The organism is uncultured Sphingomonas sp., from assembly GCF_913774285.1.
Lineage (GTDB): Bacteria > Pseudomonadota > Alphaproteobacteria > Sphingomonadales > Sphingomonadaceae > Sphingomonas.
Genome location: NZ_CAJYHX010000019.1, coordinates 120,253 through 140,143 on the forward strand (window position 1 = coordinate 120,253; position 19,891 = coordinate 140,143).

The following is a 19,891-nucleotide window of genomic DNA, read 5'->3' on the forward strand; positions in this document are numbered from 1 at the left end:
CTGCACGGCTTTGCAACCCTATGCGCAAGGAGAGGCGGGGCGGTGCAATCCCCGCTTGGAATCGGGGGAGAAACCCGGCTACTCCAGCGCCGTGCCGATGCTACACGCCCTCGCCAATCCGGCGCGCTTCCTCAAGATCGCCCGGCCGCTGACGCCCGCCCTGTTCTGGGTGGGGCTGGCGCTGACGCTGGTCGGCGCCTGGGCGGGCCTCACCCAGACGCCCGCCGACTATCTGCAGAAGGACAGCGTCCGCATCCTCTACATCCATGTGCCGACCGCCTGGCTCGGCATGGGCGGATGGAGCAGCCTGGCGCTGGCTTGCCTGAGCTATCTGATCTGGCGGCACCCGCTGGCCATCGTCGCCGCGCGCGCGATCGCGCCGGTGGGGGCGGTGTTCGCCGCGCTGTGCCTGATCACCGGCTCGATCTGGGGTCGCCCGACCTGGGGTACCTGGTGGGAATGGGACGGCCGGTTGACCAGCATGCTGCTGCTTTTCTTCGTCTACATCGCATGGATCGCGCTTGCCCGCGCCGATGCCGAGCGGAGCGGCGATGGCCGTATCCCGGCGCTGTTCGGCGTCGCGGGAACAGTGCTATTGCCTATCATTCGCTATTCAGTGGTGTGGTGGAACACGCTGCACCAGGGGGAGAGCATCGGGCTCACCCGCAGCAGCATCGACGCGTCGATGCTCTGGCCGCTGTGGTTCACGCTGTCGGGCTTCAGCCTGCTGTTCGGCGCGATCGTGCTGATGCGGATGCGCGCGCTGCTCGCCCGGCAGAAGGTCGAAGCCCGGCTGCGGCGGAGGGCGGCGCAATGAACCATTGGTGGTTCGTGACTGCCGCCTATCTGGTGGTGGCGCTCGGCACCGGCAGTATCGCCGCCGCGAGCTGGTGGGCGATGCGTCGCGCGGAAGCCACGGCGGATGCACTGGGCCGCCGCCAGTGAAGGCAAAGCATCAAAGACTGACGCTGGCACTGCTGGCTGTGGCGGCAATCGTCGGCGCGGCGCTGCTGGCGCTCTCCGCGCTCAAGGACCAGGCCGCGTTCTTCTATGCCCCCGGCGACGTCGCCGGAAAGCCGCTGCCGCTCGGCAAGGCGGTGCGGCTGGGCGGCATGGTCGAGAAGGGCTCACTGGTCCGCGCCAAGGACGGTGTCTCGATCGCCTTCAAGGTCACCGACGGCAAGGATGTGGTGCCGGTACGCTTCCGCGGGGTGACCCCGGACCTGTTCCGTGAGGGATCGGGGGTCGTTGCCGAAGGCCAGTTCCAGCCCGACGGCAGCTTCACTGCCGACAATCTGCTCGCCAAGCATGACGAGCGCTACATGCCGCCGCAGATGGCGGGGAAGATGCACAAGAGCGAGTCGCTGGAGCCATGATCGCCGAAGCCGGACTCGCGGCGCTGTGGCTCGCCACCGCCTTCGCCATTGCGCAGCTGCTGCTGGGCGCCGCTGCCGCGCGTGCGGGTGACCCGGGCGCAATGTTGCCCGGCGTGCGCAAGATCGCGCTGGTCCAGGCGCTGTTCGCGCTGCTGGCCTTCCTGATCCTGATCTGGCTGTTCGTCACCTCGGACATGTCGGTGCTGCTGGTGGCGCAGAACAGCCATTCGCTGAAGCCGATGCTCTACAAGGTTGCCGGCGCCTGGGGGAACCACGAAGGCTCGATGCTGCTCTGGGTGACCGTGCTCGCGGTCGCCGGGGCAGGCGTCGCGCTGTTCGAGCGGCGGCTGGTGGCGGAGACGCTCTCCGCCACGCTGGCGGCACAGGCGGCGATCGCGATCGGCTTCTACGCCTTCCTCGCCTTTGCCTCGAACCCCTTTGCGCGGCTCAACCCTGCGCCGGCGGACGGGCAGGGGCTCAACCCGCTGCTGCAGGATCCCGGTCTCGCCTTCCACCCGCCGACGCTCTATCTCGGCTATGTCGGGCTCTCGGTGGCGTTCAGCTTCGCGGTCGCCGCATTGCTGATGCGCGACGTGGGCCCGGCCTTCGCCAAGGCGATGCGGCCCTGGGTGCTCGCCGCATGGATTTTCCTGACGATCGGCATCACCGCCGGCAGCTACTGGGCCTATTACGAGCTCGGCTGGGGCGGCTGGTGGTTCTGGGACCCGGTGGAGAATGCCTCGCTGATGCCCTGGCTGGCGGCAACCGCGCTGCTCCATTCGGTCAACGTGCTGGCGACCCGGGACGGCCTGCGTGCCTGGACGCTGATGCTGGCGGTGGTCGCCTTCTCGATGTCGATGGTCGGCACCTTCCTCGTCCGCTCCGGCATCCTGGTGAGCGTCCATTCCTTTGCGGTCGACCCGACGCGCGGCACCTTCCTGCTCGCGCTGCTCGGCATCTACATCGGTGGCGCACTGGCGCTGTTCGGTGCGCGGGTGGGTACGGTGACGCAGGGCGCGACCTTCCAGCTGGTCAGCCGCGAGGCGGCGCTGGTGCTCAACAACCTGCTGCTCAGCGTGATCCTGGGGATCGTGCTGATCGGCACGCTCTACCCGCTCGTCGCGCAGGCAATGGGCGTGCAGCTCTCAATCGGTGCGCCCTTCTTCGAGAAGACCGCGGTGCCGATCGCGCTGGTCCTGGTCGCCGGCACTGCCGCAGGGCCGCTGCTGCGCTGGCGCAAGGACTCCGTCCAAGCGCTGCTCACGCGCCTGACCATCCCGGTGGCGATCGCGGGCGTGGCCTTTGCGCTGTTCTTCGCCCTGTCGGGCTTTGCCTCGCCGATCGCGGTGCTGGTGCTCGCGCTCGCCCTCGGGCTCGCCGCCGCCAGCGTTGCGCCGCTGTGGAAGCGTAACCTGCGCCGTACGCCGCTGCCCATCTACGGCATGGTCGTCGCGCATCTCGGCATCGCGGTGAGCCTCATGGGCATGGCGGCGGACACGCTGTTCAAGCAGGAGCGGCTGGCCGCGGTCACCATCGGCGACAATCTCACCGTCGGTCCCTTCAAGGTGACGCTGGTCGAGGTGCGGCCCACCGTCGGCCCCAATTGGTCGGCGATGGAAGCGCGGCTGCAGGTCCAGCGCGGCGCCAGCGAGCCGTTCGAATTGATTCCCCAGCAGCGATTCTTCTCCAACCCGCCCACCAACACCAGCGAAGCCGCTATCGCCACCTTGTGGGACGGCCAGGTCTACACCGTGCTCGGCGCGGCGGACGGTGCGGGGCGCTGGCAGCTGCGGCTGTGGTGGAAGCCGTTCGTCACGCTGATCTGGGCGGGCGGCGGGCTGATCGCGCTCGGCGGCATCCTGTCGCTGCTGGGGCGCGTTCTCCGCGCCCGCCGCGAAGCGCGCGAGCGGGAGGAATGGGCATGAAGAAGCTGCTGATCTGGCTGCCGCTTGCCCTGTTCGCGCTGGTCTTCGCGCTGGTGGTGAACGGGTTGATCGAGCCGAGCGACCGCATCGTCCGCTCCGCGATGGTCGGCAAGCCGTTGCCGACGCTCCAGCTGCCAGCGATCGTGCAGGGCAAGCCCGGCATCGACACCGCGACCTGGCCCAAGGGCAAGCCACGCCTGCTCAACATATTCGCCAGCTGGTGCATTCCCTGCGTCGCCGAGGCGCCGCAACTGCTCAAGCTCAAGCAGGCGGGCGCGCAGATCGATGCGATCGCGGTACGCGACTCTGCCCCGGAAGTGCAGGCCTTTCTCACCCGCAACGGTGACCCCTATAGCCGTATCGGCGACGATACTGCGATGCGTGCGCAATTATCGCTGGGCTCTTCCGGCGTACCGGAAACCTTCGTGATCGACTCACGCGGCGTGATCGTCGACCAGCATATCGGCGACATCCGCGCCGAAGACGTGCCCAAGCTGCTCGCCGCGTTGGAGAAAGCGAAGTGAAACGGGTGCTGCTGCCGGTGGCGCTGATGGTCGCTGGCGCGGCGCACGCAGACTCGGCTCTGCCGGCCTCGCCGCTCGCCTATACCCAGCTTGCCGACCCCGAGCAGGAGGCCCAAGCCAAGGCGCTGATGGAAACGCTGCGCTGCCTCGTCTGCCAAGGCCAGAGCATCGCCGACAGCGATGCCGACATGGCCGGCGAGATGCGTGCGCTCGTCCGCCAGCGAATCGCCGCGGGCGAGCGGCCCTCGCAGGTCCGCAAATGGCTGATGGAGCGCTATGGCGACTATGTCACCTACGACCCGCCGCTCAGCTGGATCACCGCGCCGCTGTGGATCGCGCCGCTGGTGCTGCTCGCGCTTGGGCTGCTGCTCGCACGGCGCCTGTTCAAGAGGAAGGCGACATGATGGGATGGCTGGTCTTTGGCGGCTTCACCCTGCTTGCAATTGTGCTATTGCTATTCATTCGCTTTCCGTTGCGGTTCTGGACGGTGCCCGCAATGGCGGTGATGCTGGCGGGCGCCGGCTATGCCTGGCAGGGGCAGCCCAGCCTTGCCGACCATCCGGTCGCGGGCGTCGCTGCCGTCCGCGCGCTCGACCCCGATCTGATCGCGGCGCGCGAGGGGCTCTTCGGCCGGTTCAATTTCGATTACAGTTACTTCATGGCCGCTGATGCGATGACGCGGGCGGGCGCGCCGCAGCTCGCCGCGACGGTGATGCTGGGGGCGGTGCGCAAGGCGCCGAACGATCTGGGGCTGTGGTCCGGGCTCGGCCTGGCCCTTTCCGAGCATGACGGCGACCAGCTTTCCCCGGCGGCGCGCTACGCGTTCGACAAGGCCGAGACGCTTGCGCCGAACCACCCCGGTCCGCCCTTCTATCATGGCATCGCGCTAGCCCGGGCCGGTGATCTGGAGGCCGCCCGTCAGGCTTGGGGCAAGGCGCTCCGCCTCCTCCCGCCAACCGCAAGCTATCGCGACGACATGGTTGGCGTGATGCTGAAGCTCGACCCAGGTCTTGCGGCGGCAGCGCGATCCGCGAATTCGCAGCCCGCCCGCTAATTAGTTGTTACCCCTCTATATTGGAACTGGCATCGCTCGTCGGCGGTGCTTCGAGTTCCAGCGGATACAGGGGTCCGACTAATGTACATCCAGACCGGCAAGGCCGCCGACTTCATGCAAACCGGCCTAAACGACGCGGATCTTGCCGCATACGCACAGGCCGAAGACATGCTGTGGGTCATGCTTGAGGACCTCCTCAAGCCGGATGACCGCCCGGAAATCTGGGCCGCCTTCCCGCAGTTTCTGTCAGCCCTGCCGATGTTCTCGCGCGTGGTCCGCAACAGCCATGCCAAGGCGGTCGGCGGCGGTGTGCAGCTCGACATACGCGTGTCGATTGCCTTGGAACTGCTGCTGGCGATGTGCGAAGCGCATGAAGGCCAGTTGGATATTGCGATCTCCCGCCTGACGCGCGTTGTGACACGGCAGAACAACTCGATTCTCGCGCAAGGCGCGCTGTTCCACGTCCATGGCATGGCCGACCCGCAAAACCCCAAATACAAGCTGGAAGGGCGCTTCTGCGCCAAGCCTTTCCTTGAGCTGCATGTGCTGGAACGCTCCACGCACCAATGCTGCGCCAGCTGGCTCGACAAGTCCGCTGGCGATCTGAACACCACCGATTGGGAGCAGGTCTGGAATTCGGAGTCGGCGCAGGCCGTCCGCGCCAGCATCCATGACGGTAGCTACCGGCACTGCAACAAGATGGCTTGCCCGGCGATCCAGTCCGGCAGCCTCCCGACCAAGGAGGCGGCGGTGGAGCACTGGCCGACGCTGGCCGGCCTGATTACGTCTCTGGAGACCGAGATGCCGGCCGGTCCCGAGGACGTGAACCTGGCCTATGACGCGACGTGCAACCTCTCCTGCCCGAGCTGCCGGACCCACAAGGTCGCCGCCGACGCGGCTACCCGCGAACGCTATTCGGAAATGCAGGAACGTGCGATCCTGCCGATGCTGCGCGAAGCGAAGTCGGTCTTCATCACCGGATCGGGCGATCCGTTCGCCAGCAAGAACTTCCGCCAGCTGATGGAGCGGTTGACCCCGGACGCCTATCCGGACCTGCGCTTCCGCATCATGACCAACGCGATGCTGTTCACCCCGCGCGAATGGGAGAAATTCCCGGCGCTGCACGCCCGCGTTCAGTCGCTGCAGATCAGCATCGACGGCGCGTCCAAGCACACCCATGAGCTGCTTCGCCGCGGCGCGCGTTGGGAGGTGATGCAGGAAAATCTGCGCTTCGCCGCGGATCTGCTGGCGCAGGGGCAGGTCGAGGCGATGTACCTCAGCTTCACCGTGCAGGTGGACAATTTCCACGAGATGGGGGCGGCGGTCGATCTCGCCGACCAGCTCGGCGTCACCGGGCTCTATTTCGGCAAGATGACCAACTGGGGCACCTTCTCGCCCGACGAATATGCACAGAAGGCGGTGTTCACCCCCACGCATCCGCAATATCGCGCGTTCCTCGCCGCGATGGCCGATCCGCGGCTGCGTTCGCCGCGCGTGATCCTCGGCAATCTGGTGGACTATCTGCCCGAGCACGCCCTCGCTGCCTGAGCGATCCCGCCCGGGTATATGCCCGGGCGGGACGGGGTGGGCTCAGCCTGCCCAGGCTTCGAACGGCAGGTCGAGCGCGTCGGCCACCGCCTGGTGGCGGATCTTGCCGCCCGAGACGTTCAGGCCGTTGGCAAGGTGGCGATCGGCCTTCATGGCGGCTTCCGCGCCCTGGTTGGCCAGCTTCAGCACGAAGGGCAGCGTCGCGTTGTTGAGCGCGAAGGCCGAGGTGCGGGCGACCGCGCCCGGCATGTTCGCCACGCAATAATGGATTACGCCGTCGATCTCGAACACCGGATCGTCGTGCGTGGTCGCGCGGCTGGTCTCGAAGCAGCCGCCCTGGTCGATCGCGATGTCAACCAGCACCGAGCCGCGCATCATCGTCTTGAGCATGTCGCGGGTGACGAGCTTGGGCGCCGCGGCACCCGGCACCAGCACCGCGCCGATCACCACCTGCGAGGTGCGGACCGCCTCGGCGATCGCGGCCTTGCTGGCATAGGCGGTCTTGATCTGGCTGCCGAAATGCATGTCGAGCTCGGCGAGGCGCTCGTTGTTGATGTCGTAGATTGTCACGTCCGCGCGCTGGCCGGTCGCCATCTGCGCGGCGTTGATGCCCGAGACGCCGCCGCCGAGGATCGCGACCTTGCACGGCGCCACGCCCGGCACGCCGCCGAGCAGCTCGCCGCGGCCGCCCTGTTCCTTCTCGAGATAGTGCGAGGCGACCTGGACCGACATGCGGCCGGCGACTTCGCTCATGGGCTTCAGCAGGGGGAGGGCACCCGAGTTGGAGGTCACCGTCTCATAGGCGATGCACGTCGCGCCGGACTTGATCAGGCCCTCGGCCTGCGGCTTGTCGGCGGCGAGGTGGAGATAGGTGAACAGCAGGTGGCGCGGCTCGAGCAGCGCGATTTCCTGCGCCTGCGGCTCCTTCACCTTCACGATCATGTCGGACTGGGCGAACACGGTCTTGGCGTCGGGCGCGATCTGGGCGCCGACCGCGGTGTAGGCGGCATCGTCGAAGTCGATGCCCATGCCGGCCTTGGTCTCGACCAGCACGCTGTGGCCGGCATGGACCAGCTCCGCCACCGAGGCGGGGGTCAGGCCGACGCGATATTCGTGATTCTTGATTTCCTTGGGAACGCCGATGCGCATGGGAACTCTCCTAAGTTCTGGTGCGCGCTGTATACCGTGCGGCGTGGCCGCAAGTCCCTGCAAAACGCACGGGTATCAACCACGTTGAACGCATGGATATTGCGATTTTTCGGTTTCGACGCGTAATTCATGCGTGATGGATCGAATCGACACAGCAATTCTCAAGCTGCTGGCAGCGGATGCGCGCGCGCCGGTGAGCCAGGTGGCCGCCGCAGTGGGGCTGTCGCAATCGGCCTGCACGCGGCGCATCCAGGGGCTGGAGGCCGAGGGGCTGATTCGCGGCTATGGCGCGCGGCTTGGTCATCGCCGGCTCGGCTTTCGGGTGACGGCGCTTGTCGACATCACGCTCGGCACGCAGATCAAGGAAGACCTTGCCCAGTTCGAGCTGGCAGTCGGCCGAATCGACGGCGTGGTCGAATGCGCGCTGGTCTCCGGTAACCAGGACTATCGATTGAAGATACTGTGCCGCGATCTCGACGATTACGAGCGGCTGCACCGCGAACATCTCGGCCGCTTACCCGGCGTGGTGACGATCAACAGCAGTTTCGTGCTGCGCGAGGTGCCGACGCGGGGCGAAGGGGACGCCTTGTTCGGGGCCGCGCGATGACGATCTTGGGCCTCGTTGGAACGGGCGCGGCGCTGGTGCGTCTAGCGCCCCTGGACACGCTTGTTGATAGGGCATGTTGCACATGCTAACGGCCCGCATCCTGATGATGACGAGAACACAGGTCTCTATGGCCAGGTCGGTTCGCACCTCTCAGCGTCTGTCGCACCGGTGAACACCGCCGCGACCGGAGACGCTGCCGCGCTCCTCCCCGATTCGGAACCGCATGGCGGGCATGGTCACCACGGCCAGGACCCGACGTGGAAGCTCGCCCTCGGTGCCATCGGCATCGTGTTCGGCGACATCGGTACCAGCCCGCTCTATGCGTTCCGCGAGACCTTCGCGAACGAGCATCACGAGCTGCCGCTCGATACCCCGCATGTGCTGGGCGCGATCAGCCTGATGTTCTGGTCGATGATGGTCGTGGTGACGCTGAAATACGTCACGATCATCATGCGGGCGGACAACAAGGGCGAGGGCGGCAGCCTGGCGCTGCTCGCGCTGATCTCGGGCCGCGGCGGCCAGCGCCGCTGGACCCAGGGGATCGTGCTGCTCGGCGTGTTCGCCACCGCGCTGTTCTATGGCGACTCGATGATCACCCCGGCGGTCTCGGTGCTGTCGGCGGTGGAGGGCCTTGCCGTCGCCGCGCCGGGCTTCCACCGGCTGGTGGTGCCGATCGCGGTTGTCATCCTCGTCATGCTGTTCTCGATCCAGCGGACCGGCACGGCGCGCGTCGGCGCCTTCTTCGGCCCGGTGATGATCTTCTACTTCCTCGTCATCGCCACGCTGGGCGTGGTCAGCACGGTCCAGACCCCACATGTGCTGCAGGCGCTGTCGCCGCATCACGCGGTGCATTTCTTCATGCTCGACCCGCTGCGTGCCTTCCTGGCGCTCGGCTCGGTGGTGCTGGCGGTGACCGGGGCTGAGGCGCTCTATGCCGATATGGGCCATTTCGGGCGCAACCCGATCCGCATCTCGTGGTTGTGGTTCGTGCTGCCGGCGCTGATGATGAACTATATGGGGCAGGGCGCGCTGCTGATCCGCGACGCCGAGGCGCTGCGCAGCCCCTTCTACCTGCTCGCTCCCGAGGCGCTGCGGCTCCCGCTAGTGTTCGTCGCCACCGCGGCTGCGATCATCGCGTCGCAGGCGGTGATCTCGGGTGCTTTCTCGGTGACCCAGCAGGCGATCCAGCTCGGCTTCGTGCCGCGGCTGCGGATCGACCATACCAGCGCGGCGACCGCCGGGCAGATCTATATTCCGATCATCAACTGGGCGCTGATGATCATGGTGATCCTGCTGGTGCTCAGCTTCCAGACTTCCTCGAACCTGACCGCGGCGTATGGCATCGCCGTTACCGGGGCGATGCTGATCGACAATTGCCTGCTGGCGGTGGTGCTGTTCAACCTGTGGCACTGGAAGAAGCGCTACGCGATCCCGCTGCTGGCGATCTTCTTCGCGGTCGATCTCGCCTATTTCGCGGCCAACCTCACCAAGGTACCCGATGGCGGCTGGTTCCCGCTGATGGTGGGCTTCATCGTCTTCACGCTGCTGACCACCTGGGCCAAGGGGCGCAAGCTGATGATCGCCCGGCTGCGGGAAAGCGCGATGCCGATCCAGATCTTCATCGAGTCGGCCGCCAATGCCGCCACCCGCGTGCGCGGCACCGCGGTGTTCATGACCTCGACGCCGGACGGCGTGCCGCACGCGCTGCTCCACAACCTCAAGCACAACAAGGTGCTGCACGACCGGGTGATCCTGCTGACCGTCAAGATCAGCGACGTGCCCTATGTGCCGGAGGACAAGCGTCTGGTGGTGGAGGATCTCGGCAAGGGCTTCCACCGCATGATCCTCTATTATGGCTTCATGCAGGAGGCGGACGTGCCGGCGGCGCTCAAGTCGGTCGATGCCTGCGGTGCCGAGTTCAAGATGATGGAGACCAGCTTCTTCCTGGCGCGACAGACGCTGCTGCCCTCTTCGCGGCCGGGGATGATGATCTGGCGCGAGAAGCTGTTCGCCTGGATGCTGCGCAACGCCGAAAGCGCGATGGAGTTCTTCCGCCTGCCCACCAACCGCGTGGTCGAGCTGGGCAGCCAGGTGGAGATTTGAAGGGGGCACCCGCCCCGCTGATCGTGACGGCGCTGTTCGGCAGGCAGGACCAGGCCTGGTTCGATTCGCTGCGCCGCGCGCATTTCCCGCCCGAGCGGAACCAGCTCGACGCGCATCTCACGCTGTTCCACCATCTGCCGCCTTCGGTGGCCGAAGAGCTCAAGCATCGCCTTGCCCAAGAGACCCGCGGGGTGCGGGCACCGCGCGCCCGGGTGAGCGGGCTGATGTCGCTGGGGCAGGGCGTCGCCTATCGAATCGAGGCGCCCGAACTGGACACGATTCGGGGAGGGCTGCTGGAAGCCTTTGCCGGGATGCTCACGCCGCAGGATGCCGGCCGCTGGCGGCCGCACGTGACCGTGCAGAACAAGGTGCGACCGGTGTTGGCCAAGGCGCTGCTACGTGCGCTGGAGGCGGATTTCTCGCCCAAAACCGTGGAAATTTCGGGGCTTGCAAGTTGGTGGTATCGCGGTGGCCCGTGGGAATTACATTCTCGTCACATGTTCGCTTGACGGATCGTTTCCACCGACATAGATGGCCGCTCTCGCTTCGGGGCGGAGTAGCTCAGTTGGTTAGAGCAGCGGAATCATAATCCGCGTGTCGGGGGTTCAAGTCCCTCCTCCGCTACCATCCCCAAAAGCCTGAATTAGCTGATAATTGTTCCAGTAGAATGGGTCGGTTTGGGATACGCGACGGCGTCATTTGGCGTCGAACGAGCCAATCGCTCAGCCGATCAGCAACCGCGCGCCCAGCGCCGCGGCCAGCGCGGGGATCATCGTCACCGCGCCAACCTTCAGGAACCGCCAGAAGCCGACGTCCTCGCCCTCGCGTCGGATCGCCTGAAGCCACAGGATCGTCGCCAGGCTGCCGGTAATCGACAGGTTGGGACCGAGGTCCACGCCGATCAGCAAGGCATCGACGATCAGCCGCGGCGGGTGTGCCTGCGCGACGGCCTCGCTGGCGACCAGGCCCGCGGGCAGGTTGTTCATCAGGTTCGAGGCGAAGGCGAGAGTGGTCCCCGCTGCCGCAGCGCCAGAGGCTGGGTTGCCGGAAGCCGCGCGCAGCGCTTGGGCGACGAGCGCGATCACGCCGGTACGGTCCAGCGCTTCCACCAGCACGAACAGGCCGGCGACCAGCGGCAACACGCTCCACGACACCCCGCGCGCCAAGGCAATCGGGGACCGCCGCGCCAGCCCGCAGACCAGCAGCGTCGTCGCGAGGCCGGCAAGGCAGGTCGGCAGGCCCAGCGGCTGGTCCAGCGCCGACATGGCGAGCAGCAGCAGGGCCGTCGCTGCAATGCCCGCCAGCGCCGCCTTGCCGCCGGCGGATAATGGCGAGCGGGCTATCTCGGTGGCGCAGTCGCCGGCCAGCCGCGCACGCTCCGCCCAGCGCAGGGTGAGGAAGGTGACGCCGATGGCGGCGAGCGAGGGCAGGGCGAAGGAGCCGAACCATTGCCCCAGCGGGGGCATCGTGCCCCCGTACAGAACGAGATTGGCCGGGTTGGAGATCGGCAGCACGAAGCTTGCGGCGTTGGCGATCAGCGCGCAGGCGAACAGCATCGGCAGCGGATCGGCCTTGGCCTTGCGCGCGGCGGCATAGACGGCGGGCGTGAGCACCACCGCCGTGGCATCGTTCGAGAGGAAGGCGGTAGTGACGATGCCGGTCGCATAGACCAGCCCGAACAGGCGCAGGGTCGATCCGCGCGCCCGGGCGGCGGCTGTCGCGGCGACCCAGTCGAACAGCCCCTGCTCGCGCGCGGTCTCGCTCAGCAGCATCATCCCGATCAGGAACAGATAGACGTCCAGCCCCTTCGCCATCGCACCCAGCGCGGCACCAGGCGGCATCAGCCCGAGCAGCAGCAGCAGCGCCGCCCCGGCGACGGCCCAGATCGCCTCCGGCCAGCGGAACGGGCGCGCGATCACGCCGGCAGTGGCGGCCGCGCAGATACCCCAGGTGGCGATCGTCGCCGGGATCATCGGTCCTGTCGACGCCTGTCGCCGTCGCAGGCCGGGCGGAGGATCGCGGCGAACCCGATCCACAGCGCCAGGCTTGCCAGCGCGAAGCTACCGAGGATGTAAAAGGCGGCGCGATAGCCGATCGCCTGGGCCAGCCAGCCGCCGATCGCCGGGCTCAGCGAGGCACCGATGCCCTGCACCGTCATCACCGCGCCCTGGCCTACATTCACCCGGCCGGTGCCGTCCAGCATGCAGGCGACCAGCCCCGGCACGGCGACGCTTTGCAGGCCCGCACCGATGCCGTCCAGCGCCTGGACGGGCCAGACTCCCCAATGCTCGATGAAGCTGCCTGCCAGCAGCCCGCGCAGCGGCAGCGACGCGAACGAGATCAACAGCACCAGCCAATAGCCCCGGCCCGCCGCCATCCGCATGGCGAGCAGCGAGGCGAGGATCATCACCGCCTGCGCCACGACCACGGTGGTAGCGGTGAACAGCGCCGCGTCGCCCTTGCCTGCGCTGACCACGGCGAGCCCGTAGAGCGGCAGCATCGCCCCGTTGCCGAGATGGAAGCAGGCGAGCGCGGCGGCTAGGATCAGGAGCGGCTTGGTCTGGAACAGAGCAGCGAAGCCCTCCGCCTGGCTCTCGTGCTGCTTGTCGTCGTCCCGCGCCTCGAGGCCGCGTGCGGCAGCATGGTCGATCGCGCGCTCCGGGATCATCAGCACGGACAGAATCGCGAGTACGCCGAACACCGCGGCGAGATAGAAGATCGCCGGCATGCCGAACTTCCAGCCGAGCCAGCCGGAAAGCCCTGCGCCGACCATGTTGCCGGCATGGTTCCACGCCTGGTTGCGGCCATTCTGCGCGTTGAAGCCTGCCTGCCGCACGACGCCCAGCGTCATGCCCGCCACTGCAGGGCCGATCGCCGCACCGGCGATGGCAGTGGCGACCTGGCTCACCGTTACCACCCAGCCGGCTTGCGAGAGCAGGATCAGGAACGAGGCGAGCACCGTGCAGATGCCGGTGACGATCACCACCAGCCGCTTCTTCTCGGTATGGTCGATAAAGGCGCCGGCCGGGACGGTCATCACCATGCCGGCGACTCCGCCCGCCGTCATCACCGAGCCGATCGGCCCGGCGGTCCACCCGCGCTGTTGCAGGAAGACGCCGAGGAACGGGCCGATTCCCGCCTGCATGTCCGCCATGAAGAAGTTGAGGGCCTGGAGCGCGCGCGTTGCACGCTTGCTGTCGCCGTCCCGCCGCGCGGTAGGGCCTGGTGCCGCTGCAGTCGCCATCCGCGCCATCCTTCAAGATCGTGCGGGAGTAACCGAGCAAACGTTTGAAATATCCCGGGCACGCATGATTTAGGTTAGGGGGCGCATGGACGGAGCGCCGGGCTGCGTACCTATGCGAATTGGCAGGTCATGCTGTGCGGGAGAAAGGTGTGGGGACCGGCCGTAACCGGTCCCGACAACAGCAGATGGCTCCCCGAGTAGGATTCGAACCTACGACCATTCGATTAACAGTCGAATGCTCTACCGCTGAGCTATCGGGGACCACTCTGGTCAACCCCTCGGCGGTGGGTCACCGCGTCGGGAGGCGCGCCTTTAGCACCGGGTTTTCGGAACGCGCAAGGGGTTTTATGCAATAAATTGTTCCATCGTTATCCGGTCGTCCAATGCGTGCTCCGGATCGAACAGCAAGGTGAGGTCGCGCATGCGGTCGATCTCGACATGGACGCTGCAAACTTCCCGAATCTCGCGCTGATCGGCCACCGCGCTCACCGGGCGCTTGTCGGCCTCCAGCACGCGGATATCGATGCGGGTCTTCTCGGGGAGGATCGCGCCGCGCCAGCGGCGGGGGCGGAACGGGCTGATCGGGGTGAGCGCCAGCAGCGCCGAGCCGAGCGGGAGAATCGGGCCTTGGGCCGAGAAATTGTACGCTGTCGAACCAGCGGGCGTGGCGACGAGGATGCCGTCGCACACCAGTTCGGGAATCACGATTCGGCCGTTGATGGTGACTTCCAGCTTGGCGGTCTGGCGCGTCTCGCGGAGCAGCGAGGCCTCGTTGATCGCGGGGAGCACGCAGGTCTCGCCCTCCACCGTCGTCGCTGTCATCGCCAGCGGGGCGACGCGGAAGGGGCGCGCGCGCTCGAGCCGCTGGACGAGCCCATCGAGCCCCCAGTCGTTCATCAGGAAGCCGACCGTGCCGAGGTTCATCCCGAACACCGGCAGCAGTCGCCGCCGTTCCAGCATCGCGTGGAGCGTCTGGAGCATGAAGCCGTCGCCGCCGAGGGCTACGACTTCCTCGGCCTCTTCGATCGGCACCCAGTCATAGGCCTGGCGGAGCTCCTCCGCCGCGGTCCGGGCCGGGGCGGTGGGCGAGGCGAGCAATGCGCGCGGCTTCCCCACGCTCATCCGCCGGTGACGCTCATGTGGCGCGAGACCGCCGGCGCGGCGCCCGCCTCGATGCGGAAATCATGCCGTTCGGGCTTGGCGGCGAGCGCGCGATCGATCGCCGCGTCCACCGCGTCCAGCCCACCCGCGCGAATCGCTGCTTTCAGGTCCACCGAATCCTCATGCCCCAGGCACATGTGCAACCGTCCGTCGGTCGAAAGCCGAACGCGGTTGCAGCTTGCGCAGAAATTGTTGGTGAGCGGCGAGATCAGCCCCAGTCGGCTGTCCGTGCCCCCCACGCGCCAGTATCGCGCCGGGCCGCCGCTGTCGTACGAATCGGCGACGAGGTCGAACTGCCCCTTCAGCCGCGCCAGCACCTCGGGCAGCGGCAGGAAGCGATCGGCACGGTCCTCGTCGATCACGCCCATCGGCATGGTCTCGATCAGGGACAGGTCCATGCCGTTTGCGGCCACCCAGGCGAGCATCGGCGCGATCTCGTCCTCGTTGAGGCCGCGCAGCGCGACCATGTTGATCTTCACCCGCAGCCCCGCGGCTTGCGCCGCGTCGATGCCGCCCAGCACCTGCGCCACGTCGCCGTGGCGCGTGATGTAGCGGAAGGTTTCGGGATCGCGGCTGTCCATGCTCACATTGATGCGGCGAACACCTGCGGCGGCGAGCTGGTCGGCATATTGCGCGAGCCGCGTCGCGTTGGTGGTGAGGGTGAGTTCCTTGAGCCCGTCCCCGATTCGGGCACCGAGCTGCTCGACCAGCGTCATCATGTTGCGGCGGACGAGCGGCTCGCCGCCGGTCAGCCGGATCTTGGTGACGCCGCGATCGACAAAGCGGCCGGCGATCGCCGCCAGTTCCTCCAGGCTGAGCACCGCCTCGCGCGGCAGGAAGGTCATGTGCTCCGCCATGCAGTAGCGGCAGCGCAGATCGCAGCGATCGGTGACGGAAATACGCAGATAGCGGATCGCGCGGTTATGGCGATCGACCAGCGTAGGCGGCGTCGCGAGGGCGGGGGCGCTGGCCATAGTCGACGGAAGTAAGGCGTTGAACCGCGCCGTACAAGGCTTGGATGGCGGAGCGTGAAGCGAGCCGCTATCGAGGTCGGCATGGAAGAAGGGTTCACGATCGTCCAGGGCACCGCGCCTGCCCCCGAGGTGCCGGTATTCGTACTCTCGTTCCGCCAGCGCGACGAAGTCGCCGCCGCCGCCGCGGGCGGGGGCTGGCGGGTGGTGGCGGCGCGGCGCAGCGAAGGGCTGGAGACTCGATTCCTGGCCAGCGGCGCTTCGGTTGCGGTGATCGATGCTCGAGGGGCAATGACCGAGGGGCTCGATGCGGCCCGGCTGCTCGGCCCGACGATCAAGGCCTATGGCGCGGCGCTGCTGATCCTCGTCTCGCAGAGCGATACGGTGCATATGGGGCGCTTCTACGACGCGGGCGCGACGCATTTCCTCGGCAGCCCGATGTCCTCCGCCGCGATCGCCCATGCGATCCGATTCGCCGAACGCTATGTCGAGCGCCTGTCGGGCTGGGCGGGGCAGGGGACGAGCACGTCCAATCCGCTCGGCTGGCGATTCGACCCCACTTCGGGCTCGATCGAGCTGACGCCGGCGCTCGCACAGCTGCTCGATTTGCCAGAGGCGCCCGGGCCGCGCGCGCTGTTCGGGCGGCTGGCGCTTTCGGACCGCCGGCTCGCCTGGGCAGCGCTGCGACGGCTGCGCGAAGCGGGATCGACGGCTTTTGCGCACGACCTGCCCGGGAAGGGCCGGGTGGTTCAGCATCTGCAATATGACGCCGAGACCGGCCAGATCGACGCGCTGGTCGAGCCGCTGGGGATGACCCCCGATGCCGGCGCGGCGGTGCGCGATGTGCTGACCGGCGCCCGCGATGCGCCGAGCGCGCGGCGGTGGATCGATCGCGCGATGGAGAAGGGCGAGCGGATCGGCCTGGTGCTGGTGGGCCTCACCCGCTTCGACACGATCAACACCGCCTATGGCCGGCCCGCCGGCGACGAGTTGCTGCGCAGCGTGTCGCGTCGCGTGGCGGAGGCGGCGCGCGAGACACTTGGCGCCGAGGTGGTCGTCGCGCGGATCGGCGGATCGGATTTCCTCGCTGCGGCGGTGGACCCGGGCACGCCCAAGCTGCGCGATGCAGCGCGCAAGATCGAGGAGGCTTTGGCCCGGCCCTTCGTCGCGGCGGGGGAGCTGGTCCATCTCGGCGCCAAGGTGGTGCTGACCGAAAGCGTCGCCGGCGACGGCGCAGCGAGCCTGTTGCGACGCGCCAGCGAGACGCTGCTCGGCGAAGGCACGGCGCGGCCGGGCAGTGGCCCATCAATCGAGTCTCTGATCGGCGACCTGCGGCGCGGGATCGAGCGCGGGGAGATCGGCGTGCTGTTCCAGCCGCAGGTCGCGGTCGCCACCGGGCAGATCATCGGCGTGGAGGCGCTCGCACGCTGGCAGCATCCCCAGCATGGCGAGATCGGCGCCGAGCCGCTGTTCGCCGCCGCCGATCGCGCCGGGTTGTGCGGCGTGCTCAGCGAGCATGTCCAGCGCCGGGCGCTGACCATCGCCGCGCACTGGCCGCGTTCGCTGAGCAGCCTGCGGCTGTCGATCAACGTCACCGCCGGTGATGTCGGGCGACCGGGGTTCGGCGAGAGCCTGTTGCGCTGGGTAGACGCCACCGGCTTCCCCCGGCAGCGGCTGACGCTGGAGATCACCGAGAGCGGCATCATGGCGGACCTGAGCGAGGCGGCGGCGCTGCTCTCCGGGCTGCGCACGGCGGGATGCCGGGTGGCGATCGACGATTTCGGCACGGGCTATTCGAGCCTCGCCTATCTCAAGGCGCTGCCGCTCGACTATCTCAAGATCGACAAGAAGCTGTCCAACGAGATCACCGGATCGCCACGCGACCGGATCGTGGTACGCGGCGTGATCGATATGGCGCGCTCACTCGGGCTCGCGGTGGTGGCCGAGGGCGTGGAGACCGAGGCGGCGCTGGACCTGCTCGCCAAGGAAGGCTGCCAGTATTTCCAGGGCTTTCTGTGCTCACCGCCGATCGACGTGCCGGCGCTCGCCGCGCTCGTGCGCGACTGGTGAGCGCCGGCGGGGGCGTCAGAGATCGGGGCGGGTGAGGGCTGGCACGGCCGCGGCGGGCAGTGGACGATAGCCGCCGAAGCGCGATCCGGCCTTTTCGGTACGAAACTGGGAGGCGAGGTTGGCGAGATCGCTGACCTCATTGGCGAGGTTCTGCGCGGCTGCCGAGGTCTGCTCGACCATCGCCGCGTTCTGCTGGGTCGCGCGATCCATGGCGCCGACGGCGTTGGAAATCTCGCTGATCGCAGTCGACTGGGCGCCGTTGTCGGCGGCCATGCTGCCGAGCAGGTCGTGCACCTGGCCGACATCGCCCGAGATGTTGGCAAGCGCGCCGTCCACCTTCTGCACCGCATCCACTGCGGTGACGATTTCGGCCTGGGTCATGGTGAGCTGTTCGCGGGCGCGTCCGGCTTCTTCCTCGGCGCGCATCGCGAGTGCGGAGACGAGATCGGCGACAACCGCGAAGCCGCGGCCCGCTTCGCCCGCCCGGCCCGCCTCGACGGCGGCGTTCATCGCGAGCACGCGCGTCTGGAAGGCGATCTTGTCGAGGCCCTCGATGACGCTGTCGGTGCCCTTGGCGGCCTCCGACACGCGACCCATTGCCTGCGAGGCTTCGTCGGCAATCGAACGGCCCTGTCCCACCGTGGTGAGCGCCTGGTCAGCGCGCGCGACCGTGTGGCGCGCGGCCTCGGCGGTCGAGCGGAAGCGCGCATCCATCTGCGAGACGGCGGCAGTCGTTTCCTCCAGGCTAGCAGCATTGCCCTGGGTGCGGCGCGAGAGGTCCTCGGCCGCCTGCGAAATCTCATTGATGCCCGAACGGATCCGCATCGTGCCGTCGCTGACCGAGGCGATCATCTCGCGGATGCGATCGAGCGTCTTGTTGTAGCTCCTCTCGAGCGCGGCGAAGCTCGACGGCAGGCCGCTCAGCTCGTTGGTCAGGTCGCCTTCCGCCAGCGCCGTCAGCGCGTTCTCGAAGGCAGTGACGGCGGCTTCGCGCTCGGCCTGGGCCTCCTCGAAATAGATCGACAGCGACACTTCCATGTCGAGCAGCGCGGCCTTCACCAGCGCGATCGTCGCCTTCTGGCTGCTGGGGCCGCGGAACAGGCGGAGCAGGCGCTTGAAAGGGTTGTTCAGCCGGTGGACGCCGGCGATCAGATGCTCCAGCACGATCGCATAGCTGCCGACATACCAGCGCGGCTCCAGCCCGATATGGGCATGGGTTGCGCCGATCCGGCGGGCACTGGCGTGATAGTCCTGGTTGAACTCCCCTGCGGCGATGCGCGCCCAATGCTTCTGCTGCGCAGCCTTGGCGCGGCCCATATGTGCCTGGTCGCGGAAGAAGCGCGACGTCTCTGGCGTGGCGGAGGCGCGTGCATAAAAGCGATCGAGTGCATCGCCCAGCGTCGCCTCGACCCAGGGCTGGGTGGCGCGCAGCGTGGTGCGCTGGGCCTCGTCCAACTCCATGAAGGTGAGCCGCGACTTCATCTGCTCGGGCACGAGGTGCATCCTTTTGCTGTATTGCCAATGCGGCTGCCGGTCTTGCGGCAAGCCAATCTTAAGCATCATAGTATGTCCCTAGGGACAGGTGGTGCGGCTAAGTAAAATACCGGTGCGGATCGGCTAACTGGCGCGTGCCCGGAGAAGCGAACACGGTGCACCGGCGAGGTCAATATGGTATCGATTGCAATGCGCGCGCACTTCGGGTGCGCTGCTGCAGGATTATCTGAAGATGTTTCACGGCAGAAAAGGGACGTGCGGTGCTGCTGGCATTTCTACTGATTGGTGCAGATGCGGGATCGGCCGCAATCGATTCTGCGATGGCGCGAAGCATTGCCGGCTGGAACGCTGGCGATATTGATCGTTTCCTGCAGATCTATTCGGACGGCCCCGATACCAGTTTCGTCGCCGGCGAGGGGCTGGTACGCGGCAAGGCGGCGATGAAGGTCCGCTACCAGACCAGGTACGACTTTGCTGATCCGGCCAAGCGCGGTACGCTGACGATCGAGCGGCTCGACTATCGGCCGCTGGGGCGTGACTATGCGCTGTACATCGGCCGTTACACGCTACGCTATCCGGACGGGCACACTGCCTCCGGCCCCACCAGCGTCGTGCTGCATCACGAAGCCGGCGGGTGGAAGATCGTCGCGGATCACAGCAGCTGA

General features: G+C 67.4%; 19 protein-coding genes and 2 tRNA genes. 14 read left to right on the top strand and 7 right to left on the bottom strand.

Annotation, left to right across the window (positions count from 1 at the left end):
* The first annotated feature begins 97 nt into the window (after nt 1-97).
* The 8 genes from ccmC (at nt 98) to QZ670_RS08735 (ending at nt 6,427) form a co-directional block, all read left to right on the top strand.
* Nucleotides 98-817, top strand: coding sequence for a heme ABC transporter permease CcmC (ccmC, locus tag QZ670_RS08700; RefSeq protein ID WP_294254107.1), 720 nt, complete (start codon nt 98-100; stop codon nt 815-817).
* A complete protein-coding gene (locus QZ670_RS08705; RefSeq protein WP_294253933.1) occupies nt 814-945 on the top strand; it encodes a hypothetical protein in 132 nt (43 codons plus the stop codon). Before ccmC ends, QZ670_RS08705 begins: the two co-directional genes overlap by 4 nt.
* Complete coding sequence (gene ccmE, locus QZ670_RS08710; RefSeq protein ID WP_294253936.1) at nt 942-1,376, top strand: cytochrome c maturation protein CcmE; 435 nt, start codon at nt 942-944, stop codon at nt 1,374-1,376. The genes QZ670_RS08705 and ccmE overlap by 4 nt, the downstream gene beginning before the upstream one ends.
* A complete protein-coding gene (locus QZ670_RS08715; protein ID WP_294253937.1) occupies nt 1,373-3,301 on the top strand; it encodes a heme lyase CcmF/NrfE family subunit in 1,929 nt (642 codons plus the stop codon). Before ccmE ends, QZ670_RS08715 begins: the two co-directional genes overlap by 4 nt.
* On the top strand, nt 3,298-3,825 hold the full coding sequence (locus tag QZ670_RS08720; RefSeq protein ID WP_294253939.1) for a redoxin family protein: 528 nt from the start codon (nt 3,298-3,300) through the stop codon (nt 3,823-3,825). The genes QZ670_RS08715 and QZ670_RS08720 overlap by 4 nt, the downstream gene beginning before the upstream one ends.
* Complete coding sequence (locus QZ670_RS08725) at nt 3,822-4,229, top strand: cytochrome c-type biogenesis protein (RefSeq protein WP_294253941.1); 408 nt, start codon at nt 3,822-3,824, stop codon at nt 4,227-4,229. Before QZ670_RS08720 ends, QZ670_RS08725 begins: the two co-directional genes overlap by 4 nt.
* Before the next feature lie 68 nt (nt 4,230-4,297).
* Nucleotides 4,298-4,879 (top strand): cytochrome c biogenesis factor-like protein, encoded by a 582-nt coding sequence (locus QZ670_RS08730; protein ID WP_294253943.1) that lies wholly within the window; start codon nt 4,298-4,300, stop codon nt 4,877-4,879.
* 81 nt (nt 4,880-4,960) lie between these two features.
* Nucleotides 4,961-6,427 (top strand): radical SAM protein, encoded by a 1,467-nt coding sequence (locus tag QZ670_RS08735; protein WP_294253944.1) that lies wholly within the window; start codon nt 4,961-4,963, stop codon nt 6,425-6,427.
* 42 nt (nt 6,428-6,469) lie between these two features.
* Here QZ670_RS08735 and ald read toward each other — a convergent pair whose 3' ends face one another.
* Complete coding sequence (gene ald / locus QZ670_RS08740; protein WP_294253945.1) at nt 6,470-7,576, bottom strand: alanine dehydrogenase; 1,107 nt, start codon at nt 7,574-7,576, stop codon at nt 6,470-6,472.
* A 136-nt stretch (nt 7,577-7,712) separates the two neighbouring features.
* Between ald and QZ670_RS08745 the strand changes: the two genes are divergently transcribed.
* The 4 genes from QZ670_RS08745 to QZ670_RS08760 all read left to right on the top strand — a co-directional run bounded on the left by QZ670_RS08745 (nt 7,713) and on the right by QZ670_RS08760 (nt 10,913).
* Nucleotides 7,713-8,183, top strand: a complete 471-nt coding sequence (locus QZ670_RS08745; protein ID WP_294253947.1) for an Lrp/AsnC family transcriptional regulator — start codon at nt 7,713-7,715, stop codon at nt 8,181-8,183.
* A gap of 168 nt (nt 8,184-8,351) precedes the next feature.
* Nucleotides 8,352-10,286, top strand: a complete 1,935-nt coding sequence (locus QZ670_RS08750; RefSeq protein ID WP_294253948.1) for a potassium transporter Kup — start codon at nt 8,352-8,354, stop codon at nt 10,284-10,286.
* Entirely contained in the window at nt 10,283-10,795 is a 513-nt protein-coding gene (locus QZ670_RS08755) for a 2'-5' RNA ligase family protein (protein ID WP_294253950.1), read from the top strand. Before QZ670_RS08750 ends, QZ670_RS08755 begins: the two co-directional genes overlap by 4 nt.
* Before the next feature lie 41 nt (nt 10,796-10,836).
* Nucleotides 10,837-10,913: transfer RNA gene (locus QZ670_RS08760), tRNA-Met, on the top strand.
* A 95-nt stretch (nt 10,914-11,008) separates the two neighbouring features.
* Here the strand turns inward: QZ670_RS08760 and QZ670_RS08765 are convergent.
* The 5 genes from QZ670_RS08765 to moaA form a co-directional block, all read right to left on the bottom strand.
* Nucleotides 11,009-12,259 (bottom strand): arsenic transporter, encoded by a 1,251-nt coding sequence (locus tag QZ670_RS08765; RefSeq protein WP_294253952.1) that lies wholly within the window; start codon nt 12,257-12,259, stop codon nt 11,009-11,011.
* Nucleotides 12,256-13,530 carry an MFS transporter gene (locus QZ670_RS08770; protein WP_294253954.1) on the bottom strand — a complete coding sequence of 425 codons (1,275 nt, stop codon included), beginning with the start codon at nt 13,528-13,530 and terminating at the stop codon, nt 12,256-12,258. Before QZ670_RS08770 ends, QZ670_RS08765 begins: the two co-directional genes overlap by 4 nt.
* A gap of 186 nt (nt 13,531-13,716) precedes the next feature.
* Nucleotides 13,717-13,791, bottom strand: a tRNA-Asn gene (locus QZ670_RS08775).
* An 84-nt stretch (nt 13,792-13,875) separates the two neighbouring features.
* Nucleotides 13,876-14,652 carry an NAD kinase gene (locus tag QZ670_RS08780; RefSeq protein ID WP_294253957.1) on the bottom strand — a complete coding sequence of 259 codons (777 nt, stop codon included), beginning with the start codon at nt 14,650-14,652 and terminating at the stop codon, nt 13,876-13,878.
* Complete coding sequence (gene moaA / locus QZ670_RS08785) at nt 14,649-15,665, bottom strand: GTP 3',8-cyclase MoaA (RefSeq protein ID WP_294253959.1); 1,017 nt, start codon at nt 15,663-15,665, stop codon at nt 14,649-14,651. The genes QZ670_RS08780 and moaA overlap by 4 nt, the downstream gene beginning before the upstream one ends.
* A 54-nt stretch (nt 15,666-15,719) precedes the next feature.
* Here moaA and QZ670_RS08790 point away from each other — a divergent pair, with 54 nt between their 5' ends.
* Nucleotides 15,720-17,732 carry a GGDEF domain-containing phosphodiesterase gene (locus QZ670_RS08790; protein ID WP_294253961.1) on the top strand — a complete coding sequence of 671 codons (2,013 nt, stop codon included), beginning with the start codon at nt 15,720-15,722 and terminating at the stop codon, nt 17,730-17,732.
* 15 nt (nt 17,733-17,747) lie between these two features.
* On the opposite strand, the gene QZ670_RS08795 is transcribed toward QZ670_RS08790, so the two are convergent.
* Nucleotides 17,748-19,235 (bottom strand): globin-coupled sensor protein, encoded by a 1,488-nt coding sequence (locus QZ670_RS08795; RefSeq protein WP_294253963.1) that lies wholly within the window; start codon nt 19,233-19,235, stop codon nt 17,748-17,750.
* 251 nt (nt 19,236-19,486) lie between these two features.
* Between QZ670_RS08795 and QZ670_RS08800 the strand changes: the two genes are divergently transcribed.
* Nucleotides 19,487-19,891, top strand: coding sequence for an SgcJ/EcaC family oxidoreductase (locus QZ670_RS08800; RefSeq protein WP_294253965.1), 405 nt, complete (start codon nt 19,487-19,489; stop codon nt 19,889-19,891).